The organism is Marinobacter albus (assembly GCF_030238305.1).
Classification (GTDB): Bacteria; Pseudomonadota; Gammaproteobacteria; order Pseudomonadales; family Oleiphilaceae; genus Marinobacter; species Marinobacter albus.
The window spans coordinates 558,901-580,442 of sequence record NZ_JASSQD010000001.1; the positions used below are offsets into that span (position 1 = coordinate 558,901).

15 protein-coding genes and 2 riboswitches are annotated in these 21,542 nt (G+C 60.8%); of the genes, 5 read left to right on the forward strand and 10 right to left on the reverse strand.

Annotation, left to right across the window (positions count from 1 at the left end):
- Positions 1 to 73 precede the first annotated feature (73 nt).
- Together QQF73_RS02635 and QQF73_RS02640 are read left to right on the forward strand one after the other, a co-directional pair.
- Positions 74 to 1,042 (forward strand): substrate-binding periplasmic protein, encoded by a 969-nt coding sequence (locus QQF73_RS02635; RefSeq protein WP_285367126.1) that lies wholly within the window; start codon positions 74 to 76, stop codon positions 1,040 to 1,042.
- A gap of 200 nt (positions 1,043 to 1,242) precedes the next feature.
- Complete coding sequence (locus QQF73_RS02640) at positions 1,243 to 3,018, forward strand: PQQ-dependent methanol/ethanol family dehydrogenase (RefSeq protein WP_285367128.1); 1,776 nt, start codon at positions 1,243 to 1,245, stop codon at positions 3,016 to 3,018.
- A gap of 99 nt (positions 3,019 to 3,117) precedes the next feature.
- Here QQF73_RS02640 and QQF73_RS02645 read toward each other — a convergent pair whose 3' ends face one another.
- From QQF73_RS02645 to QQF73_RS02665, 5 genes are all read right to left on the reverse strand, one after another.
- Complete coding sequence (locus QQF73_RS02645) at positions 3,118 to 5,106, reverse strand: TRAP transporter permease (protein WP_285367130.1); 1,989 nt, start codon at positions 5,104 to 5,106, stop codon at positions 3,118 to 3,120.
- 96 nt (positions 5,107 to 5,202) lie between these two features.
- A complete protein-coding gene (locus QQF73_RS02650) occupies positions 5,203 to 6,363 on the reverse strand; it encodes a TAXI family TRAP transporter solute-binding subunit (RefSeq protein WP_219866978.1) in 1,161 nt (386 codons plus the stop codon).
- A 397-nt stretch (positions 6,364 to 6,760) separates the two neighbouring features.
- A complete protein-coding gene (locus QQF73_RS02655) occupies positions 6,761 to 7,546 on the reverse strand; it encodes an ABC transporter ATP-binding protein (protein WP_285367132.1) in 786 nt (261 codons plus the stop codon).
- The gene (locus tag QQF73_RS02660) at positions 7,546 to 8,361 is read right to left on the reverse strand and encodes an ABC transporter permease (protein WP_285367134.1); all 816 of its coding nucleotides are present in this window, start codon (positions 8,359 to 8,361) and stop codon (positions 7,546 to 7,548) included. The genes QQF73_RS02655 and QQF73_RS02660 overlap by 1 nt, the downstream gene beginning before the upstream one ends.
- Positions 8,362 to 8,427: 66 nt before the next feature.
- A riboswitch (guanidine-I (ykkC/yxkD leader) is annotated at positions 8,428 to 8,541 on the reverse strand.
- 196 nt (positions 8,542 to 8,737) lie between these two features.
- The gene (locus QQF73_RS02665; protein WP_219866975.1) at positions 8,738 to 9,769 is read right to left on the reverse strand and encodes an alpha/beta fold hydrolase; all 1,032 of its coding nucleotides are present in this window, start codon (positions 9,767 to 9,769) and stop codon (positions 8,738 to 8,740) included.
- A gap of 160 nt (positions 9,770 to 9,929) precedes the next feature.
- On the opposite strand from QQF73_RS02665, the gene glnT reads away from it, so the two are divergent.
- Together glnT and QQF73_RS02675 are read left to right on the forward strand one after the other, a co-directional pair.
- The gene (glnT, locus tag QQF73_RS02670) at positions 9,930 to 11,288 is read left to right on the forward strand and encodes a type III glutamate--ammonia ligase (RefSeq protein WP_219866974.1); all 1,359 of its coding nucleotides are present in this window, start codon (positions 9,930 to 9,932) and stop codon (positions 11,286 to 11,288) included.
- 211 nt (positions 11,289 to 11,499) lie between these two features.
- Positions 11,500 to 12,369: a bile acid:sodium symporter family protein gene (locus QQF73_RS02675; RefSeq protein ID WP_219866973.1), complete on the forward strand. Its 870-nt coding sequence runs from the start codon at positions 11,500 to 11,502 to the stop codon at positions 12,367 to 12,369.
- Here the strand turns inward: QQF73_RS02675 and QQF73_RS02680 are convergent.
- The 5 genes from QQF73_RS02680 to QQF73_RS02700 all read right to left on the reverse strand — a co-directional run bounded on the left by QQF73_RS02680 (position 12,349) and on the right by QQF73_RS02700 (position 19,349).
- Entirely contained in the window at positions 12,349 to 12,963 is a 615-nt protein-coding gene (locus tag QQF73_RS02680) for a TetR family transcriptional regulator (RefSeq protein WP_219866972.1), read from the reverse strand. The genes QQF73_RS02675 and QQF73_RS02680 overlap by 21 nt on opposite strands.
- Before the next feature lie 224 nt (positions 12,964 to 13,187).
- Positions 13,188 to 14,255 (reverse strand): putative urea ABC transporter substrate-binding protein, encoded by a 1,068-nt coding sequence (locus tag QQF73_RS02685; RefSeq protein WP_285367137.1) that lies wholly within the window; start codon positions 14,253 to 14,255, stop codon positions 13,188 to 13,190.
- Between the two features lie 83 nt (positions 14,256 to 14,338).
- The gene (gene uca, locus QQF73_RS02690; protein WP_285367139.1) at positions 14,339 to 17,974 is read right to left on the reverse strand and encodes an urea carboxylase; all 3,636 of its coding nucleotides are present in this window, start codon (positions 17,972 to 17,974) and stop codon (positions 14,339 to 14,341) included.
- Positions 17,965 to 18,603: an urea amidolyase associated protein UAAP2 gene (locus tag QQF73_RS02695; protein WP_285367141.1), complete on the reverse strand. Its 639-nt coding sequence runs from the start codon at positions 18,601 to 18,603 to the stop codon at positions 17,965 to 17,967. Before QQF73_RS02695 ends, uca begins: the two co-directional genes overlap by 10 nt.
- A 17-nt stretch (positions 18,604 to 18,620) precedes the next feature.
- On the reverse strand, positions 18,621 to 19,349 hold the full coding sequence (locus tag QQF73_RS02700) for an urea amidolyase associated protein UAAP1 (RefSeq protein ID WP_219866968.1): 729 nt from the start codon (positions 19,347 to 19,349) through the stop codon (positions 18,621 to 18,623).
- A 58-nt stretch (positions 19,350 to 19,407) separates the two neighbouring features.
- A riboswitch (guanidine-I (ykkC/yxkD leader) is annotated at positions 19,408 to 19,522 on the reverse strand.
- A 355-nt stretch (positions 19,523 to 19,877) separates the two neighbouring features.
- Here QQF73_RS02700 and exaC point away from each other — a divergent pair.
- Entirely contained in the window at positions 19,878 to 21,398 is a 1,521-nt protein-coding gene (exaC, locus tag QQF73_RS02705) for an acetaldehyde dehydrogenase ExaC (protein ID WP_219866967.1), read from the forward strand.
- Positions 21,399 to 21,542: the final 144 nt, after the last annotated feature.

A 21,542-nucleotide genomic window follows, 5' to 3' on the forward strand; every position in this document is an offset into this window, starting at 1 on the left:
GGTCGGCTCAGGTGATCTGAAGGTCTGTTTCCGGGCCGGCCATGTGCCGGCCTGATGGCGTTGAGGAAAAACAATGAAAGCACTGTCTGGCGTTATCATCCTGCTTCTGGTCTTCCAGTTGGCCTTCGCCCGGGAAGTGGACGACGGGGACCCTCTGCTCAACCGTCCGGCCGACCGGACCTACGACATTATCATTGAATCCGGCTACCTCAAGGTCGGCGTCTACGAAAATTTCCCTCCCTATTCCTATCAGGTCAACGGCGAACCTCGAGGGATCGACGTTGAAATCGGCAAGCGCATTGCCCGTGAACTGGGCGTGGAATTCAGGGTCCACTGGATCGTGCCGGACGAGAATCTGGGTGACGACCTGCGCAACAACGTTTGGAAAGGCCACTACCTGGCCAAGCGCCGGCTCGCCGACGTGATGATGCGCGTACCCTATGACAAGGAATACGCCTACATGCAGGACTCCACCGGTGAGTACATCAATGAGCAGGTGGTGCTGTTCGGACCCTACCAGCAGGAAACCTGGCAGATTGCCTTTGATCCGGAAAAGCTGGACTCGGTGGCGACGGTCGCGGTTTTCCAGTATCACCCCATCGGTGTCGAGATCGACACCCTGCCGGACTTTTACCTGACCTCCGGTCTGCAGGGGCGCATGCGGGAGAAGGTGCGCCATTACCCCAATGTGACATCCGCCTTCGAAGCGATGCGGGCAGGGGAGGTCAGTGCCGTCATGGGCATGCGGGCGGAGATCGACCATGAACTGGCCAAACCCGAGAACGCTGCGTTCGAGCCTGCCAGTAACGGCTTTCCCGGTATCGGCAAGCAGGTGTGGGATGTGGGCATGGCCATCAAGCATACCCATCGCCAGCTGGGTTACGCCCTGGAGGAAATCATCGGCAACCTGGTGAAGACCGGCGAGCTGGATACAGTGTTCGCCAACCTCGATCTGCAGTTCAGCGTGCCCCAGTACTACCGGGAGTTTCTCAGTGAGGAGGCGATCGCGAGGGCGGAGGGTAAGCCCCAGGGTCCCCAGTGACCGCCCGGAACAACATCGTGTATCGAAGCCCGCGCCCCGTCGCGGGCTTTCTTTTGGGAAGTAGTACTACCAAGTGATGAGAAAACCAGTGCCGGCGAGTAATTGTTGGTTTTTCGTTCAAAGCCAAGAATCAGTACAGAGGCGGGAAACTTTCCCGGTTCACCGAAAAACCGAAAACAAGAGAATTGGAGAGCGCAACCATGAGATCGAACAAGTTCGGGATTCGCATTGCTGCCAGCGCACTGGCACTGGCAGTGTCGTACGGGGCCCAGGCGGTTACCGACGAAGACATCATGAACGATGCCAACACCCCTGAAGACATTGTCAGCTATGGCATGGGCACCCAGGGTCAGCGGTTCAGCACCATCGATGACCTGAACGCCAGCAACATCAAGTACCTGCAACCGGTATGGGCCTTCTCATTCGGCAGCGAGAAGATGCGCGGCCAGGAGTCCCAGCCGATGATCAAGGATGGCGTGATGTATGTGACCGCCTCCTATTCCCGGGTGTACGCCATTGATGCCAGGACCGGTGAGGAAATCTGGCAGTACGACGCCCGTCTGCCCGACGGCATCATGCCGTGCTGTGACGTGGTCAACCGGGGTGTGGCGCTGTACGACGACAAGGTGATTTTCGGTACCCTGGACGCCAAGCTGGTGGCCCTGAACAAGGACACCGGCAAGCCGATGTGGATCAAGAAAGTGGCCGATTACCAGGCCGGTTACGCCATTACCGCCGCACCGCTGGTGGTCAAGGGCAAGCTGATCACCGGCGTCTCCGGTGGTGAGTTCGGTATCGTCGGCAAGGTGGAAGCCTACGACCCCAACACCGGCGAAAAGCTCTGGACCCGCCCGACTGTCGAGGGCCACATGGGTTACGTCTACAAAGACGGCAAGGCCATCGAGAACGGCATTTCCGGCGGCAAGGCCGGCGTCACCTGGCCGGGTGACATGTGGAAGAACGGCGGCGCGGCGACCTGGCTGGGCGGCACCTACGATCCGGATACCGATTCCCTGTTCTTCGGCACCGGTAACCCGGCACCCTGGAACTCGCATCTGCGTCCCGGGGACAACCTGTTCTCATCCTCCCGTGTGGCCATCGATCCCGAGGATGGCAGCATCAAGTGGCACTTCCAGACCACGCCCCACGACGGCTGGGACTACGATGGCGTCAACGAGCTGATTTCGTTCGATTACAAGGAGAACGGCAAGACCGTCAAGGCGGCCGCCACGGCCGACCGTAACGGCTTCATGTACGTCCTGAACCGTGAGAACGGCGATTTCATCCGCGGCTTCCCGTTTGTGGACAAGATCACCTGGGCCAAGGGGCTCGACCCCAAGACCGGTCGTCCGATCTTTACAGAAGATGGCCGTCCGGGTGACCCCAATGCCACCAACGGCACCAAGGGTAATCCGGTCGTGGCCCAACCGGCCTTCCTGGGCGGCAAGAACTGGATGCCCATGGCCTACAGCCAGAACACCGGCCTGTTCTACGTGCCGTCCAACGAGTGGTCCATGGACATCTGGAACGAGCCGGTTTCCTACAAGAAGGGTGCTGCCTTCCTGGGCGCCGGATTCACCATCAAGCCGGCCAATGACGATTACATCGGCGTGCTGCGGGCGATGGATCCGAAAACCGGCAAGGAAGTCTGGCGTTACGAGAACACCGCGCCTCTGTGGGGTGGTGTCATGACTACCGCGGGAGACCTGGTGTTCACCGGTACGCCCGAAGGCTACCTGAAAGCCTTTGATGCCAAGACCGGCGAGGAGCTGTACAAGTTCAACACCGGTTCCGGGGTCGTGGGCACGCCGGTTACCTGGGAAATGGACGGCGAGCAGTATGTCTCCGTAGCTTCTGGCTGGGGCGGTGCCGTACCACTCTGGGGTGGCGAAGTCGCCAAGGTGGTGAAGGAGTTCAACCAGGGCGGTATGGTCTGGACCTTCAAACTGCCGAAGGATCGGGTTGCCAGCAACTGATCCAGCCATCACATCACTGTGATGTTTATTGCAAAGAGGGCAGTCTTCGGACTGCCCTCTTTTTGTTTCGAAGCGCCATCGGTTTCAATGCAGCACCCCCTAGACCATGGCCTTGTTCTCGTTCCGGTTGGACCACCACACCAGTGCCAGCACTGGTGTGATCAAGACCGCGCTGACCATCGTCAGTTGCAGGTTGCTGAGGGGGACCGGGCCACCTCCCGGGATCGCCAACAGCATCCCGCCAGCGATCAACGACAAGCGGATGGGCCACTGGAGCCTTGGATAAAGTGACAGGTTGCCGATACCCAGCAGGTAACCTTGCATCCCGCCAGCGATCAACGCGACACCCAGGATGGCCTGGGTCAGCACGACCAGAATTTCTTCCCAGGCCCCCTGAAGGATCAGCGCCGGATTCAGTACGAACAGGAATGGAATAAAATAAATCACGCTGCCCAGTTTCATGGCCTGGAATCCGGTTTCCATGGCCCGCGCACCCGCGACTGACGCAGCGGCAAAAGCGCCCAGGGCGACTGGCGGAGTAATGAAGCTCAGCATCCCCCAGTACAGGATGAACAGGTGAACAGCCAACGGGTCCATGCCGCCGCCGTTGATCAGCGCCGGGGCCAGTGCCACAGCCAGGAAAATGTAGGCAGCCGTAACGGTCATGCCAATGCCCAGAATGAAACTGGTCGCCGCTCCCATGAGCAACAGCACCAGGGTATTGCCGCCGGCCAGGAAGATGAGGTCGTTGGCGATGGTGCCTGACATTCCGGTAACCGACAGCGCCCCCACCAGCAAACCGACGCCAGCCAGAATCGCTATGAGCTCTGCGAACAGCTTGCCGGCACTGGAGAAGAAGTCTTTCACTTCCTTCCAGTGCCACCGATGGTAGGGCAGGACCTGATTGATTACCAACAGCAGGGCCGTGGCATAGAACGGTGCGGTCGCCTCCCGTCGAAGGAAGAACAGTAGCCAGATCAACAGCACGAACACGAAGATAAAGTACCAGCCTTCCTTCAAAGTCTGACGAAGGGTTGGCAGCTCGACTGCCGGCAAACCTTTGAGGTCATGACGTGCCGCGTAGGCGTCAATCTGGATAAACAGTCCCAGGAAGTACAGGATGGATGGCACGACGGCCGCCAGCGCAATCGTACCGTAAGGAATATTCAGGAAGCTGGCCATGATAAAAGCGGTCGCGCCCATAACCGGCGGCATCAAAACACCACCGGTAGACGCGCAGGCCTCGACGCCAGCTGCATATGAGCGCCCGAAACCTACTCTTCGCATAGCCGGAATGGACAACACACCGGTGGTGAGCACGTTGGTGATCACACTGCCGCTCATGGATCCCATCAGGCCGCTTGAGAATATCGCAACCTTGGCCGGGCCACCCCGGACATGGCCCAGCAGGGCAAACGCCAGGTTGATAAAGAACTTGCCGCCACCGGTTTGCTGCAATGCCACGCCGAACAGCAAAAACCCGATGACCAGATTGGCAAATGCCTGCAACGGGATCCCCATGACGCTCTCACGGCTCATGGCGTGGTAGATGGCAGTTTGGGCGGGTGAGGATGGGAACCCCTGAATCGGCCCCGGCACCACATCGGCGAATATCGGATAAAGGCTCGCAATCCCGACGATGATACCGATTGGCCAGCCGCCGGCTCGTCGCGCTGCTTCAAGGATCACGCCCCACAACAAGAAGCTCATCACAATGGCGTAGCCTGGTGCGTCGTACTCCCACCCGCTGTCCAGAATCCGTTCCGCGTTAACCACGAAAAAGCAGCACACCGCGGTCGCAAACAGGAAAAGCAAAACGTCGTACCAGGGCACTGTTGACCGTGAAGCTCTGCCTGCGGCTGGCCAGAGCAGAAAAACCAGAGGCAGCATCAGCGCCACCACCGTATAGAAGAACTGGCTTTCAACCGATGTCACGATGGTGAACATGCCAAGATTGAACAGGTAATCGATAGCCAGCAGTGCCAACGCCATGGTTGCCACACGGGGCACCCAGAGCCAGAATCCCTCCAGCCTGCGGATACCGGAGATTTCACCCGTATTGACGGGCTGTTGCTGAGGCGAGCTCATAGGGTCAGAGCCTTCGGTGCGATAAAGAAAAAAATGGGAAACGCCGGAGCACCGCTGCAATCTCGGCAACGGAACTCCGGCTCAGTGGGGCAGGCTTTAACGGAAAACCGGAGCCATACCCTCTGCCTGAAGTGCTTCGGCACGGACTTTCATCCAACTGCTGCGGAACGCATCTTCGTCTTCTGGCGGGTTGGAATCCAGGAACGATTTCCAGGTGGTCTGCAGGATTTCCTGACGTTTGATCAGCTTATCCTGATGCGCTTGCATGGCATCGGTCCAGTGCCCGATTTCTTTATAATACTCGACGACTGCATCGTGGTAGGGAATCACCCACTGCATATTCTGATTCTCAAGAGCGTAACCCGCATTACCGGGGGCGGCGTCCTTGTACTTGTCATGATCCTCGATCAGTACACGGATAAGACTGCTGGCGGTTTTGTCATCCAGGCTTTTGTTACCGACGAGAATCGGATATGGATAGCTGGCGCCGATCCAGGGGCTGTCTTTGCCATAGGCCTCACCGGCGGCGGACGTGGCCTTGTGGGGCTGGAAATACGGCGCTACGTTCTGGAGTCGCTTCCAGCCCTCTTTATCGGCAGGGTCCAGCTCTGGCCATACGATTCCCCTGGGGCTGGCAGCCAGTTGTTGCGCTGGCGGAGCCACACTCATGGTAAACGCAGCGTCGACTTGGTTGGCTACAATGCCTTCGAAGGCGCGGCCATAACCCGGAAATTCCACCCGTTCGACGTCATCCCAGGTCAGGCCTCCAAAGGCCAGGAAGGCCTCAGTTCCGACATTCAGGGCATCGTCACCACGGATGTAGGCCACCCGCTTTCCTTTCAGGTCCGCTGGTGTTTTTACGTTGGTATCACCGGCGACGGCAACACCCAGGCCAAAGCTGGCCGTGGATGTACTGATCAGGCGAATGGGCTGTGGGCCCCAGTCGGGGTCTGCGAACAGCAATACGCCTTCCGATCCATAGTAACTGGCAATACCGCAGGCGCAGAGTGGAACCCGGCCCATGCGTAGCGGCGTCATCCGGGATACGTCATTTTCACCCGGGAGAATGCGGACCGAGGTGTCATATTCGTTTTTTAGCAGGTTGCCGATGGAGACCATCTGGGTGTAACCCGCTGAGCCAGTCCCATATGCGGTCATGGCAAGAGTTCCAGGCAGTTCTACGTTTTCTGCACTGTGGGCGAATAGTGGTGCGGCACTCAGTACACCGACGAGCAGGCTTTTGTTGATTTTATGCATCGTTCTTTGTCCTGTGTTTTTGTCCGGCCGCGCCCCTTGTCTGCCAGGAAAGCAGAGTAAGGTGGCGGCCGGCGGAAAACCGACAACACTCCGCAAAGCGCGCGGGTGATGGATGACACTACAAAAATGAAGATGAGTTGTTTGGCAAACGCCGAGACCACTCAACCAAGTTTCGCATTGCGGTACTGGGATATGTTGATGTTCCGCAATGCAATACCTATTTTTGTAATTTCAATATAGAGAATGTCCGATCTCACAGCAACCCTCCAGAAACGTAATTCTGGCTAACGTCCGACGGCCGGTATTTTGTTAGGGCTTCCGTGAATTACCCACGGCAAGAGCCCGCTTTCCCGGACGGAAAGTGGGCCTTGGTGGTTCTCTGGTAGGGGGCGGGCGTTCAGGCCGCCTGATGCCTTGCCGTTTCGGCGACTGACTGGTTGATGTCGTCCAGCAGCTTGCGGTCGGTCCGGCCGATGGGCAGGTCGTAGGTGATGGTAGCACCGAATGCCTGCGGGTCGTGGGGGTCGTTACGGACCTTGTCGAAGACCAGCAGCCGGGTACCGAGGTAGAAGCCTTCCTGGAGATCATGGGTCACCATGAAAATGGTGGTGCCGGTCTCCTGCCAGAGCTTCAGCAGCAGGTCGTGCATGTCACCGCGAATCCCGGGATCGAGGGCGCCAAAGGGTTCGTCCAGCAGCAGCACCCGGGGCCGCATGATCAGGGACTGGGCAATGGCCAGCCGCTGCTGCATGCCGCCGGACAGTTCGTGGGGCCATTTGTGGGCGGACGGAGTCAGCCCCACCGACTCCAGCATGTCGTCCACATTTTCCAGCGCCTCCCGGCGAGCGGCACCGAACAGTTTGCCGAGCCAGGGTTTCTGTTCCAGCTCCAGGCCCATCAGCACATTCTGGCGCACGGTGAGATGCGGAAACACCGAGTAGCGCTGGAACACGATGCCCCGGTTGCGGTCCGGCTCGCCCGGAAACGCCTCGCCGTCCAGCAGCAGTTCGCCACGGCTGGCAGTCTCCTGGCCCAGCAGCATCTTCAGGAAGGTGGACTTGCCGCAACCGGAGGCGCCGACCAGCGTGCAGAATTCCCCCTGTTTGACGGCCAGGTTCAGATTTTCCAGAACCACCTGGTCACCGTATTCTTTCCAAAGCTTGTTGACGGTAATGAAGCTCATCAGTGGCCTCCTGCGTTGTACCACGGGAACAACCTGCGGTTGGCGAGGCGCAGGCACTGGTCGATGACGATGGCGAGAATGGTTATCCAGATGACGTAGGGCAGGATCACATCCATGGCCAGGTAACGGCGGACCAGGAAGATCCGGTAACCGAGGCCTTCGGTGGAGGCGATGGCCTCGGCGGCAATCAGGAACAGCCAGGCCGGCCCCAGGCTCAGACGTACGGCATCGATCAGCCGGGGCAGCACCTGGGGCAGGGCCATCCGGGTGATGACCTGCCAGGAATTCGCCCCCAGGGTCTGGATCTTGATCAGCTGTTCGCCGGGCAGCTCGCGCACCCGCTGGGCGACATCGCGCATCATGATCGGAGCGGTGCCGATGACGATCAGCATCACCTTTGACAGTTCACCCAAGCCGAACACGATGAACAGAATCGGCAAGATCGCGAGCGGCGGCACCATGGACAGGGCCGAGACCAAGGGGGCCAGGTTGGCCCGAACCAGCGGCAGCACGCCATTGAGAAGGCCGACGAAAAGCGCCAGCAGGGCGGCAATGCCAACCCCCATGCCCAGACGGGCAAGGCTGGCGGTGGTGTCCTGCCACATCAGGATATCGCCGCTGCGACGGTCCTCCTGGAACGCCATACGGTCGACCGCGGCGGTCATCTGTTCCAGGCCGGGCAGCAGTTTGTCGTTCGGGTTGTCTGCCAGTCGCTCCTGGGAGGCGAGGCTGTAGACCAGCATGATGAGCAGGAAGGGGAGCAGGCCCAAGAGGGTGGCCGAGATCCGCCCGGGGCGGCGGTTGATCAATCGCATGTGTTCTCTCCTCTGGTCACACAACACGGCGTGGTCATCGCAGATAAAGCAAGTGCGTGCGATTCTGTCTCCCGGGCTTTTGTCCCGCCGTGTAACCTCCCAGAGGTCGGTAACTCTCGGACCAGCCACCCCGGCTGGAGATGTATCCCTGCCCGGATCGGAACCCTAGTCACCCATTGTGTCCGTTGTCTTGGCCGCACCGTCTGCGGTGTTCTGTGAATGGCTGCTGTGCACGGATAAGGGTTTGGTAAACCGTCACTGCTTTCACTGCAGACTGCGTGCCAAGCCTCCACGAACCGCATCATCCGGAGCCCTTCGCAAACGGGCCGATCCAAACAGGGCACCAATACGGGGCGCTGAGAGTGGCTGTGCACCGTTACCGCTCCCGCCGGGCCAGCAGTGCGGCGGCCGCCGACAGGATCTGGCGGTGACTTGCCGCTTCCCGGCCGGCGCCACCGGCGATGTGGCCCCAGTCGGTCTGCAACGTCTGCACCTGCGCTCCGGGCATGTTCCGGGCATCGCCCCGGGCGTCCTCTTCGGTGAAATAGAGGTCAGTCGCCGAAGGCATCAGGCAGGCGGGCATGGTGATGGCCGACAGCGCCTCCCCGTAGTTGCCCGCAAAGACCGGGTTGTCGGCAAGGTTGCCCTGTTGCCAGGTGTCCAGAACCGTGAGCAGGTTGTTGGCGTCCTGGGTCAGGTGGTCCTGTTCCCAGCATTGCAGCAGGTGCTCAATGGATTCAAAGCCGACCCCTCGCCAATGTTCGTGACGAAAGAACGCCTGCGAGTACGCCCAGCCGGCATACACCCGGGCAAAGGCCCGGAGCCCCCGAACCGGCGGTGTCCGGTAGTGACCGTCCTGGAAGTCCCGGTCACAGGTCAGGGCCGCTTTCACGCCTTCCAGGAAGACGCGGTTGTGGGGATGGCATCGGGCCGTGCAGCAGGTGGCGAGGACCGCCCCGACCTGGTCCGGGAACAGGCTGCCCCACTGCAGTGCCTGCATGCCGCCCATGGACCAGCCCATCACCAGGGCCAGGCGGGCGCCGCCGAATACCTCGTCAACCAGCCGTTTCTGAAGCTGTACGTTGTCGAACAGGCTGACCCGGGGAAACCGGTGTCCACCCTGTGCCCCGAAGGTATTGGAGGGGGACGAGGATTCGCCGGCCCCGAGCAGCGACGGAATGACGATGCAGTACTGGTCCGGATCCAGGGGGCTGTCGGCGCCGACCCAGGGATGATTGCCGGCGGCCGCACCACCGTAGTACGTGGGCAACAGGATCAGGTTGTCTTTTGGTGCGTTCAGTTCACCGATCAGGTGGTAGTGCAGTTGTGCCGAGAACAGCGTCTCGCCGCTCGAAAGGGCAAGGTCACCTGCTTCGAAATCCTCGATAATCCATTGTTTTTCTGTCATTTGTTCCTAGTTCCCGGACCCTGGTGTGGGATGCCCTGGTCTCCTTTCAGGTCTAATTTACATACATGGTGGCATGTAAGTTGAATGGGGAATCCTTAGAAAGAAACGTGCCAGAAATCCATTGATCGGCCCGAAATGCCGGAGCCACACGAGGAATACCATGACTGACCTGACCGACACCAAAGCCCTGCAACAGTCGCTGGCCGACGCGGGCGTGAAGTACGCCATTGCCAGCTACGTGGACATCCATGGCGTGACCAAGGGCAAGTTTGTGCCCATTGCCCACCTTGGACAGATGATGGAAGGCTCCGAGCTCTACACGGGCGCAGCGCTGGACGGCGTGCCCCAGGACATCTCCGACGATGAGGTGGCGTCCATGCCGGATGCCAGTGGCGTCGCGGTCTGCCCCTGGAATCGCCAACTGGCCTGGTTCCCGGGCAACCTGTACCTGAATGGCGCACCGTTCGAGGCTTGCTCCCGCAACGTCTTCCGGCGTCAGCTGAGTGCCGCCGAGGACATGGGCTATCGGTTCAACCTGGGCATCGAGACCGAGTTCTTCCTGTTCCGGGACACCGAAGACGGCGGCTTTGCGCCGCTCAGTGACCGCGACAACCTGGGCAAACCCTGTTACGACCCGCGCACCCTGATGGACAATCTGCCGATCATGGACGAACTGGTGGATGCCATGAATGAGCTGGGATGGGACGTCTATTCGTTCGACCACGAGGACGCCAACGGCCAGTTCGAAACCGACTTCAAGTACGCCGACGGCCTGACCATGGCCGACCGCCTGGTGTTCTTCCGGATGATGGCCAACGAAATTGCCCGCAAGCACGGCGCCTTTGCCAGCTTCATGCCCAAGCCCTTCGCCGACCGGACCGGAAGCGGGGCGCACTACAACATGTCCCTGGCTGACCTCAAAACCGGAGAAAACCTGTTTGAGCCCCAGGGCGACGATCTGCACAACTGCGGCATCAGCAAGATCGCCTACCACTTCATTGCCGGAGTCCTCAAACACGGCGCCGCCATCAGTGCGGTGATTGCCCCGACCGTGAACAGCTACAAGCGTCTGGTACGCCAGGGCAGCATGTCCGGCTCCACCTGGGCGCCGGTGTTCATGTGCTACGGCTCCAACAACCGCACCAACATGATCCGGATTCCGGGCATGGGCGGGCGGATCGAATGTCGGGCAGCGGATATCGCCTGCAACCCCTACCTGGGCGGCGCCCTGATTCTGGCCGCCGGCCTGGAGGGCATTCGCGAGGGACTGGATGCGGGCGAGCCTCATCACGAGAATATGTACAACTACAGCGATGCGGATATTGCCGAGCAGGGCATCGAGTACCTGCCGCGCAACCTGGGAGAAGCGGTCGAGGCTTTCGAGGCGGACCCGCTGGCCAAAGAAGTGTTTGGCGAGACGCTGTTCAACAGCTTCATCGAGTACAAGCAGGCCGAGTGGGAAAGCTACCAGAACCACGTGTCTTCCTGGGAGCTCGAGCGCTACCTGAAAATGTTCTGATCCTTCCTCTCTACTATCCACTGGGGCGACTGTCGTCGCCCCAGCAGAATTCCGCCTTAAAGACTGTCAAATCGTTTACATTCTGTGTCCCGTCTTTCGACTAGAGTGCTGGGTTTTCGCCGCTGGGCATGATAAACATCAAGTCGCGATTTCGTTGCTTACCGGGCTCAGGCCCGGTTCCAAAACACAACAATAACGAGGAGTTCCCAACGTGGAGTCGAGTCCGCTGATCTCGATTGGTCTGCCAATCTCTCTGTTTATCATCATGGTTGGCATCGGTCTGACCCTGACGCTCCGCGATTTTGGCCAGGTCACCCGCAATCCTCGCAGCATTGTGGTGGGCACCATTGCCCAGATCCTGCTGATGCCCCTGGTGGCCTTCGCGATCGCCGGCACGCTGGGGCTAGCGCCGGCGCTCGCGGTTGGCCTGGTGATCATTGCCGCCTGCCCCGGTGGCACCACCTCCAATCTCTTTGTGCTGCTGGCCCGGGGCCACATTGCCCTGTCCATCCTGCTGACCGTTTCGGCCAGCCTGATAACAATCGTGACCTTGCCCTTTTTCACCAACTACGCGTTGCAGATGTACTTCGGTGAGGCTGCCAACATTTCCCTGCCGGTGGGCAAGACCATCGCTATGCTGGTGGTGATTGTCCTGCTTCCGGTCTCCATCGGCATGATCATCCGAACCCGGGCGCCGGCAACGGCACAAAAAGCCGAAGGCATTGTCAGCATTTTCGGCGGCATTGTGCTGCTGTTGCTGATCATCGCCCTGCTGTGGGGTTCCCGGGAGCGGTTGCCCGAGCTGCTCTCCCAGGCGGGGCCGGCGGCCTTCCTGCTCAACCTGATCGGTGTGGCCATTGGGCTGGGGGTCAGTCGCCTGGCGGGCCTGTCCCAGCGGGAATCCCTGGCGATCGCCGTGGAGTTGGGTATCAAGAACGGCACCATTGCGCTGATGGTGGCTCTGACCCTGCTAGAGTCCAGCGAAATGTCGATCCCGGCCGTGGTCTACAGCGTGTTGATGTATGGTTTTGGCTGCATCCTGATCGCCATGGGGCGCAGGTTAGTGCCCGCTCCCCAGTAACCGCCAGAACTGGCGCTGGAAGAACGGCGCCTGATGCTTCAGTGAGAACAGCCGGGGGGAGAACAGCCAGGTCTGGGTGATGCCCATAAGATAGGTGTAGCCCAGCAGCCCGAGGTCTTCCGGCGCTTCCTCCGATGTTATCCGCCCGTCCCTCTGGGCCCGCTCCACCAGAGCCTGAAACAGGGCAATGATCGATCGGGTCAACTGCCGTTCCCGTTTCAGGGTCCGGTTCATGGCCTCCGTCAGTTCGGTCTTGTTCAGCAGTATCTCGAACGACTGCCGGTACTTCCGGTCATTCGCGAGCAAGCCCAGCCAGCGTTCAATGAAGTGATTCAAGCCATCGATCGGGGTGTCGTTCATGGCCCGGCATTCGGCGACCAGAGCCTCCAGCGGTTCCTGGGAGTAGGCCAGCACCGCCTCGTACAGATCGTCCTTGGTCTGGAAGTGCCAGTAGATCGGCCCCCGACTGCAGCCGGCTTCCTTCGCAATTCGGCTTAGCGTGGTCAGCGAATACCCGTCCCGACTGAACAGCGTCAGCGCGGCGTCCAGCACTGTCTGGCGGGTTTTTTCGGCGTCTTCCTTGGTACGGCGCATCGGTAGTGTCTTTCTCCAGTTATCTGTGCAGCCTGCAGGTTGGTGTGGGGAGGTCCTGCCAAAACTGTGCGGAGCCATGGATGGCGAAGCTCAAGCGTCACATGGATGTGCCGCAAGGAGCGTGTTTTGGCAGGACCTCCCCACACCAACCCCCTCCGGAAGCCACAAAAAAAGGGCACGAATATCGTGCCCTTCGGCGGTTGATCAGGCAAGTCCGTATGAGCTTAAAGCTCGCCGTCCGCCGCCATCTCCATGTAGTCATCGTTGAAGCGCAGCTTCACGTTGCCCTCGTCACCCATGACCGAACCGTCCGGGAACTCGATGCCGACGAAGTCCGGGCTCATGGCACCCTGGCCCAGCAGGCCCTTGTCGAAGGAGAACTGACGGACGCTGTCCATCGCCTCGTGGGCTTCGTCGCTGTTGATGAAATCCACCGACATCTGCGGCTCCCAGAACATCCTCATGCCAGCCAGCTGGGCTTCGTACCCGGCCTGGTCGGTACCGGACAGCTCGCCCAGGAACGCGCGGGCTTCCTGGCCTTCCTCGCTGTCGGACGACAGGATGCTCATGGTTTCATACCAGGCACCGACCAGCGCTTTGCCCAGCTTCGGGTTGTCCGCCAGGGTCTCGGTGTTCACCAGGGTCAGGTCCTTGATGTGGCCCGGGATCTCGCTGGAATCGAACAGCTTGGTCGCACCGGGGTAGGCTTCCACTTCTGCCAGCAGCGGGTTCCAGGTCGCCACGTGGCGAACGTCGTCGGTCTGGAACGCCGACACCAGATCGGCATCGGAAATGTTCACCACGCTGATGTCGCGCTCTTCCAGGCCAACGGTGTTCAAGGCCCGGACCAGCAGGTAGTGGGATACGGACAGCTCCACCAGGTGCACGGTTTCGCCTTCCAGCTCGGCAATGGACGTGGCGTCCTTGGACACCAGACCGTCGTTGCCGTTGGAGTAGTCGCCCACGATCAGCGCGGTGGTGTCGACACCCGAGGCGGCGGGAATGGAGAGCCCGTCCATGCTGGTGGCCACCACGCCGTCAAACTGGCCGGCGGTGAACTGGTTGATGGATTCGATGTAGTCGTTGACCTGCACGATGTCGACGTCGATGTCGTACTTGTCGGCCCACTTTTTCATGATTCCGTAGTCCTCGGCGTACTGCCAGGGCACCCAGCCGGCGTAGATGGTCCAGGCGATGCTGAAGGACTCTTTTTCCTGGGCGAGTGCGCCCAGGGACAGGGAGGCCGTTACCAGACCGGCCGCAAGACGCTTGCTGAAGTCACGTTTTTTCATGGTGTCTCTCCTCGGGCCTTGCCCGTTTTTCCAGGGTTGGTGTTCCAGGGTTGTTGTCATTGGTTGCTGGGGTTGTCGGCATGTCATTCGCTGGCCTCTTCCACGATCACCACCGGGGTGCCCGGTGAAACCGCCTGACCCGCTTCCCGGCGGACATCGACCACGCGACCGCTAACGGGGCTCAGCAGTTCGATTTCCATTTTCATGGACTCGATGATCGCCACGGGCCGCTGGGCTTCGATGGTGTCGCCGGCCTGCACCAGGCACTCCCACAGGTTGCCGGCCACGTGGCTTTCCACCGCGTGTTGGCCCTTCGGGAGGTTGGCGATGTCATCCTCGCCGGTGTCTTCCAGCGGCGCTTCGGAACTGAAGTTGATCTGGCCGGACCTGATCCAGCGTTGCAGTTCCTCATCGAAGGCCTGTTGGCGCCGGCTGGTGAAGTCACGGACGTCGTCGTGGTTGTCTGCGAGGAACTGTTCATAGTCCCTGAGGTTGAAGCGGGTCTCCTCGACCCGGATCGGATAATCGCCGTTGGGAAAGTCGCGCCGGATCCGTTGAAGCTCGGCGGCGCTGACTTCGTAAAAACGCACTTGGTCGAAGAACCGGAGCAGCCATGGCTTGCCCTCTTCGAAGAATTCGGTGGTGCGATAGCGGTTCCACATCTGCAGGGTGCGCCCCACGAACTGGTAGCCGCCGGGGCCCTCCATCCCGTAGATGCACAGGTAGGCGCCGCCGATGCCGACAGAGTTCTCCGCGGTCCAGGTCCGGGCCGGGTTGTACTTGGTGGTGACCAGCCGATGTCGGGGATCCAGTGGCGTCGCCACCGGCGCGCCGAGGTAGACGTCGCCCAGTCCCATCACCAGGTAGCTGGCCTCAAACAGGGTTTTCTTGACCTGTTCGATGCTCTCCAGGCCATTGATGCGCCGGATGAATTCCAGGTTGCTGGGGCACCAGGGGGCGTCCTTGCGCACCGACTGCATGTATTTGGCAATGGCGGTGTGGCAGGCCTCGTCATCCCAGGACAGGGGCAGGTGCACAATGCGGGCGGGAACATCCCATTCCGGCTGCTGCTCCAGTTCCTTTTCGGCGCCGATCAGAAGGTCCAGCAATGTGTGCTGGTCCAGCTTGCGGCTGTCGTAATGCACCTGCAGGGAGCGAATGCCCGGCGTCAGCTCCAGAATGGCCGGGTGATTGCGGTCCCGGAGCCAGAGCATCAGCGCGTGGGCCCGGAAGCGCAGGCGGATATCCAGTTCCATGGGGCCGTATTCCACCAGCACGTAGTTGTCGCCAGCGGCGCGATAGACCACGCCGGTTTCGTGCTGGTCGGTGTTCAGTGCCGCCAAAACCGGCGTCTCTGGCCGGGTGGGCGTAATGTCCAGGGCAACTGCGGTGTCTGCGGAGAGTCCGGCCACGGATTCGTCCTGGGCACGGCGCAGATCCACCGCCTGGTCCTGGCTGACCGGCACAAACCGGACCTTGTCGCCGGCCTTGAGCTGCCCCAGTTTCCAGAGATCCGCGCTGATGACCGTGACCGGGCAGACGAATCCGCCGAGGCTGGGCCCGTCCGGGCCCAGGATCACTGGCATGTCCCCGGTGAAATCCACCGTGCCCACCGCGTAGGCGTTGTCGTGAATGTTGGACGGGTGCATGCCGGCTTCGCCACCGTCGCTGCGGGCCCATTCGGGTTTCGGTCCGATCAGGCGCACGCCGGTGCGGCTGGAGTTGTAGTGAATCTCCCAGTCGCTGTCGAAAAAAGTGTCGATGTCCCGCTCGGTGAAATAGTCCGGCGCGCCATGGGGACCGTAGGTCACGTGCAATTGCCAGGTCTTCCCGATCGCCGGTTTCAGGTGCGTCGGCAAGGTGGCCGCGGCGACCGGTTCGGCATCCGGCAGGGTGAGTACATCCCCGGCGCGCAGGGCCCGACCGCAATGGCCGCCGAACTGGCCCAGGGTGAAGGTACTGCAGGAGGTCAGATATTCCGGGCAGGTCAGCCCTCCCCGGAACAGGACATAGGCCCGGGCGCCGTCCGCGGTGGTGGCACCCAGTTTCAGGGTGGCGCCTGCAGGCACATCGACGACCTGCCAGAAACCAACCGGTTCATCGTCCAGGCTGGCGCCGAGTTCGGCGCCGGTCAGGACAATCTGGGTCGGTCGGTTAAAGACCAGGGTCGGGCCCTTCAGGGTGATTTCCAGACCGGGGACGCCCTCATCGTTACCCAGCAACCGGTTGCCGAGGCGGAACGAGTAGCTGTCGAACGGCCCCGAGGGTGGCACGCCGACTTCCCAGTAACCGATCCGGCCGGGGTAATCCTGAACGGTCGTCAGGGTCCCGCCGTTGACGACGTCGACGGTGGTTGGGCGGTAATCGAACTCATTGAGCGTGCGGGTGAACAGGCGGCCCTCGATGAAGCGCGGGTCGTCCAGGACCTGACGCACGTAGTTGAGGTTGGTTTCGATGCCGTAAAGCTGGCTGTCGTCCAGTGCGCTGATCAGGTGCTGGCGGGCGGTTTCGCGATCCCGGTCATGGACAATCACCTTGGCCAGCATCGGGTCGAACAGGGGCGATACTTCGGTACCCGGTTGTATCCAGTGGTCGATCCGCAGGCTGTCGTCTTCAGGCCAGCGGACGTTGGTCAGCAGGCCGGCGCTGGGCTGGAAGTCCTTGTTGGGGGCCTCGGCGTAGAGTCGCACCTGTATGGCGTGGCCATCCGGTGTCAGCTTGCTGGCCAGTTTCGACAGGTCCGGCAGGGTGCCCATACCCAGTTGCACCATCCAGCGCACGATATCGACCCCATAGACCTGTTCCGTGACCCCGTGTTCCACCTGCAAGCGAGTGTTGACCTCGAGGAAGTAGAACTCGGCGGTGTCCGGGTCATAGATGAATTCCACTGTGCCGGCGCTGCGATAGGCGATGCGCTCGCCCAGCTGGCGGGCGGTGGTGTGCATGCGCTCACGGACGGTATCGGTCAGCCCCGGCGCCGGGGCTTCTTCAATCACCTTCTGGTTGCGGCGCTGGGCCGAGCAATCGCGCTCGCCCAGGGCAACGACCCGGCCCTCGCCGTCACCGAACAGCTGTACCTCAATGTGGCGGGCGTGTTCGACGAATTTCTCCAGGAACACGCCGCTGTTGCTGAAATTGTTCTGGCTCAGACGCTGGACCGATTCGAAGCTGTTGCGCAGGTCCTCTGCGCCGTAGCAGCGGGACATGCCGATACCGCCACCACCGGCGGTGCTCTTGAGCATCACCGGGTAGCCAATCTGCTCGGCAGCGGCCAGGGCGTCGTCCAGGTTCGAGAGCAAGTCGGTACCGGGCAACAGCGGCACACAAGCCGCTTCTGCCAGGGCACGGGCGGTGTGTTTCAGGCCGAATTGTTCCATCTGTTCGGGGGTGGGCCCCAGGAACACCACGCCCCCGGCCTCACAGCGGCGGGCGAACTCGGCGTTTTCACTGAGAAAGCCATAACCCGGATGGATGGCGCCGGCACCGCTCGCCGCCAGGACCTCAAACAGTTTGTCCTGATCCAGGTAGGTGGCTACCGCCGACCCTTCCCCCAGTGGCCAGGCCTCATCGGCCTGACGCACATGAAGCGAGTCGGCATCGGCCTCGGCGTACACCGCAACCGAGGTCATGCCCATCTCGCGCAGGGTCCGGATGATCCGGCAGGCAATGGCGCCCCGGTTGGCAATCAGCACCTTGTCGACCTGTCGGTTCAGCTCCATACCAGCACCTCGATCGGTGTCGGGTTGTAGGCGTTGCAGGGGTTGTTCAACTGCGGGCAGTTGGAAATCATCACCAGCACATCCATCTCAGCCCGCAGCTCGACGTATTTGCCGGCGTCGGAAATGCCGTCGGCAAAGGTCAGCCCGCCGTCGGCGGTGACCGGCACGTTCATGAAGAAGTTGATGTTGTGGGTAATGTCCCGCTTGGTCATGCCCAGCTCCTCGTGCTCGGTGACCGCCACCAGCCAGCTGTCGCGGCAGGCATGCATGCATTTCTTCTCCAGGGCATAGCGGGTGGTATTGCTTTCGGCGGCACAGGCGCCGCCTAGGGTGTCGTGACGGCCGCAGGTGTCGGCCGTGATTTCCAGCATCACGTTGTTTTCCGAAGACATCAGCTTCGAGCCCGCGGTCAGGTAGACATTGCCCTGCTCGCGGATGGTGTCCACCGCACTGTAGCGTTCGGTCGGGTTGTGGGCGTTGTAGAACAGGGTGTCGGCAGCCTGGTTGCCTTCCAGGTCCAGGATGCGGACGGTTTCTCCGGCCTTGACCACTTTCAGGAAGTACTCACCCGCCGGTACGGTCTCGCGGAAATTGGCATTCTCGGGATGCAGTTCGCTCTCTTTAATCATGTCCGGCCTCCTCGCGATCAGGGCTGCATCAGGTGATACAGGGCGGTGTTGGCGAAGGCGCGGGTGGCCTCCGGCGACGAAATCTTGCAGGGATCGGCATCGGTCACCGGGGCGGCCCTGAAGAGCTGGTAACGCAGGGGATGGCTGGGGTACTCGGCGGCGGTGTTGAGCGGATGCGGGCAGGTGTGCAGCACCACAATGGTGTCCATCTCGAACCGCAGGTCCACGGTAGCGCCGGCGTGGGAATGATCGCTGACGTACGCCATGTTGCCGTCGTCGTCGGTTTTGACCTTGCTGAACCAGTTCAGGTTGGCGGTGAGGTCCTTCTTGCCCAGACCGTATTTGGCCAGTTCGTTCAGGAAGCTGGAAAACCCGTTGCGGTGGTAGTGGTTGTGGGCGTCCTGATAGGTTTTCCGGCCCCAGCGCTGCGCCACCAGGTCGGCGTTGCAGGTACCGCTGACGGTATCGTGCCAGCCCAGATCGTCACGAATGATGGAGGCAAAAACCCGGCCCATGTCGGATAACAGGACATGGCCCCGGGTCAGCAGGAAGGTGTGCTGGTTCTTCAGGGTGTCCGGCATGTTGTACCGCTCGAGCGGGTTCTCGGGGTTGTACATCAACATGCCGACATTGGCACCGCCGGTTTCGTCGATCAGGCGCAGCACGTGGCCGCGGCGCATGATGAAGGACCAGTGGGATCCGCCGGGAATCAGATCGTCGTAGAGGGGGGCTGCTGTCTGCAACATGGCCTTTTCCTCCTGGCTAGGGCGTTTAAAAAAACGAGAGGCGTCAGTAACTGAACGATCCTCCCGGGCTTTTGTCCCGCCGTGTAGCCTTGGAAAAGGCCGTCAACTCTCGGACCAGTCGCCTGCGATTCCCGTTTGGGAAAGAGCAGGCCGGAACCCTAGTTGACCATTTGTCAGATTGTCGCGCTTTGATTGTGGTTTCAGTAACCGACTTCTCGCTGCGTAGAGGGACCTCTGCAGTGTCTGTGCCAATCTCCCAGGCTGCTGTTTTCAAGCCCTTTCAGGGTATTTGATCGAGGGAATGTGCATTTTTTAGGGGCGTCCGCACCCTTACGGTGCACGCGTGGGAAGGCGGTTTGGGGTGGCAATGGAGGGGGCCGGTCGGGCATCAATCCCGGCAACTACTACCAAGGGATGAGTTTTTCGCCCCCATCGAATCATTCACCTTATCCCGGTTGGGGTCTACATTGAATGAGTAAGCGCGACAGGCCGCGTTGCCAGCGACAAACACAACAAGAGGTCGAGACCATGATCTACGCACAACCAGGAAAGGATGGCTCCGTCGTTTCTTTCAAATCCCGTTACGAAAACTACATCGGTGGCGAGTGGGTTGCCCCGGTAAAAGGTCAGTATTTCGAGAACATCACCCCGGTGACCGGTGATGTGATCTGCGAGATTCCCCGTTCCACCGCCGAAGACATTGAAGTGGCGCTGGACGCTGCCCACAAGGCCGCGCCGGCCTGGGGTAAAACCTCTGTCCAGGAGCGTTCCAACATTCTCCTGAAGATCGCCGATCGCATTGAGGCGAATGTGGAGAAACTGGCGGTCGCGGAAACCTGGGACAACGGCAAGGCGGTCCGCGAGACCCTGAATGCGGACATTCCCCTGGCGGCCGATCACTTCCGTTACTTTGCCGGCTGCCTGCGTGCGCAGGAAGGCCATCTGGGTGAAATCGACGCCAACACCGTGGCATACCATTTCCACGAGCCCCTGGGCGTGGTGGGCCAGATCATTCCCTGGAACTTCCCGCTGCTGATGGCGGCGTGGAAGCTGGGCCCCTGCCTGGCGGCCGGTAACTGCACCATACTCAAACCCGCGGAACAAACACCGGCCAGCATCCTGGTGCTGATGGAGATCATCGGTGACCTGCTGCCGCCGGGCGTGCTCAACATCGTCAACGGCTACGGCATCGAGGCCGGTCAGGCCCTGGCCAGCAGCAAGCGCATCGCCAAGATTGCGTTCACCGGCTCCACCCCGGTTGGCTCGCATATCCTCAAGTGCGCGGCCGAGAACATCATTCCCTCCACCGTGGAGCTGGGGGGCAAGTCGCCCAACATCTACTTTTCCGATGTGATGAAGGGCGAGCCCGAGTTCATCGACAAGTGTGTGGAAGGCCTGGTGCTGGCGTTTTTCAACCAGGGCGAAGTCTGCACCTGTCCGTCCCGGGCCCTGGTGCAGGAAGACATGTTTGAAGAGTTCATGCAGAAAGTGGTTGAACGTACCAAGTCGATCAAACGCGGTAACCCCCTGGATACCGATGTGCAGGTGGGCGCTCAGGCCAGCAAGGAGCAGTTCGACAAGATCATGTCCTACCTGGCCATTGGTAAGGAAGAGGGCGCCGTGGTGCTGACCGGGGGTGATCGCGAGGAGATGGGCGAGGAGTTCAACAACGGCTTCTACATCCAGCCGACCCTGTTCAAGGGCGACAACAAGATGCGCGTTTTCCAGGAAGAAATCTTCGGGCCGGTGGTGGGTGTAACCACCTTCAAGACCGAGGAAGAAGCCCTGGCCATCGCCAACGACACCGAGTTCGGACTGGGTGCCGGCTTGTGGACCCGCGATACCAATCGTGCCTATCGGATGGGCCGCGCCATTCAGGCCGGTCGGGTCTGGATGAACTGCTACCACGCCTATCCGGCCCACGCCGCCTTCGGCGGCTACAAGAAGTCCGGTGTCGGCCGTGAAACCCATAAGATGGCGCTTGAGCACTACCAGCAGACCAAGAACATGCTGGTGAGCTACGACACCAATCCGCTGGGTTTCTTCTGATCGATCACTGCGGTAAACGGGCCCTTCCACACGGGCCCGTGGGTGAGTCAGCACAGCGGATGTGCACCTTCCTGCTCCCGGCGTCTGGCCAGGAGCGCTTCTGCGGAAGTTTTGGGTTTTCTGTCGCTTTCTTTTGGCCCTTCC

Excerpts from the sequence above, each read along its gene's own strand:
- QQF73_RS02635 (WP_285367126.1), top strand. The coding sequence starts at position 74 with ATGAAAGCACTGTCTGGCGTTATCATCCTGCTTCTGGTCTTCCAGTTG.
- QQF73_RS02685 (WP_285367137.1), bottom strand. The coding sequence starts at position 14,255 with ATGAAAAAACGTGACTTCAGCAAGCGTCTTGCGGCCGGTCTGGTAACG.
- QQF73_RS02660 (WP_285367134.1), bottom strand. The coding sequence starts at position 8,361 with ATGCGATTGATCAACCGCCGCCCCGGGCGGATCTCGGCCACCCTCTTG.
- QQF73_RS02680 (WP_219866972.1), bottom strand. The coding sequence starts at position 12,963 with ATGCGCCGTACCAAGGAAGACGCCGAAAAAACCCGCCAGACAGTGCTG.
- QQF73_RS02695 (WP_285367141.1), bottom strand. The coding sequence starts at position 18,603 with ATGATTAAAGAGAGCGAACTGCATCCCGAGAATGCCAATTTCCGCGAG.
- QQF73_RS02650 (WP_219866978.1), bottom strand. The coding sequence starts at position 6,363 with ATGCATAAAATCAACAAAAGCCTGCTCGTCGGTGTACTGAGTGCCGCA.
- uca (WP_285367139.1), bottom strand. The coding sequence starts at position 17,974 with ATGGAGCTGAACCGACAGGTCGACAAGGTGCTGATTGCCAACCGGGGC.
- QQF73_RS02665 (WP_219866975.1), bottom strand. The coding sequence starts at position 9,769 with ATGACAGAAAAACAATGGATTATCGAGGATTTCGAAGCAGGTGACCTT.
- exaC (WP_219866967.1), top strand. The coding sequence starts at position 19,878 with ATGATCTACGCACAACCAGGAAAGGATGGCTCCGTCGTTTCTTTCAAA.
- QQF73_RS02655 (WP_285367132.1), bottom strand. The coding sequence starts at position 7,546 with ATGAGCTTCATTACCGTCAACAAGCTTTGGAAAGAATACGGTGACCAG.
- QQF73_RS02640 (WP_285367128.1), top strand. The coding sequence starts at position 1,243 with ATGAGATCGAACAAGTTCGGGATTCGCATTGCTGCCAGCGCACTGGCA.
- glnT (WP_219866974.1), top strand. The coding sequence starts at position 9,930 with ATGACTGACCTGACCGACACCAAAGCCCTGCAACAGTCGCTGGCCGAC.
- QQF73_RS02645 (WP_285367130.1), bottom strand. The coding sequence starts at position 5,106 with ATGAGCTCGCCTCAGCAACAGCCCGTCAATACGGGTGAAATCTCCGGT.
- QQF73_RS02700 (WP_219866968.1), bottom strand. The coding sequence starts at position 19,349 with ATGTTGCAGACAGCAGCCCCCCTCTACGACGATCTGATTCCCGGCGGA.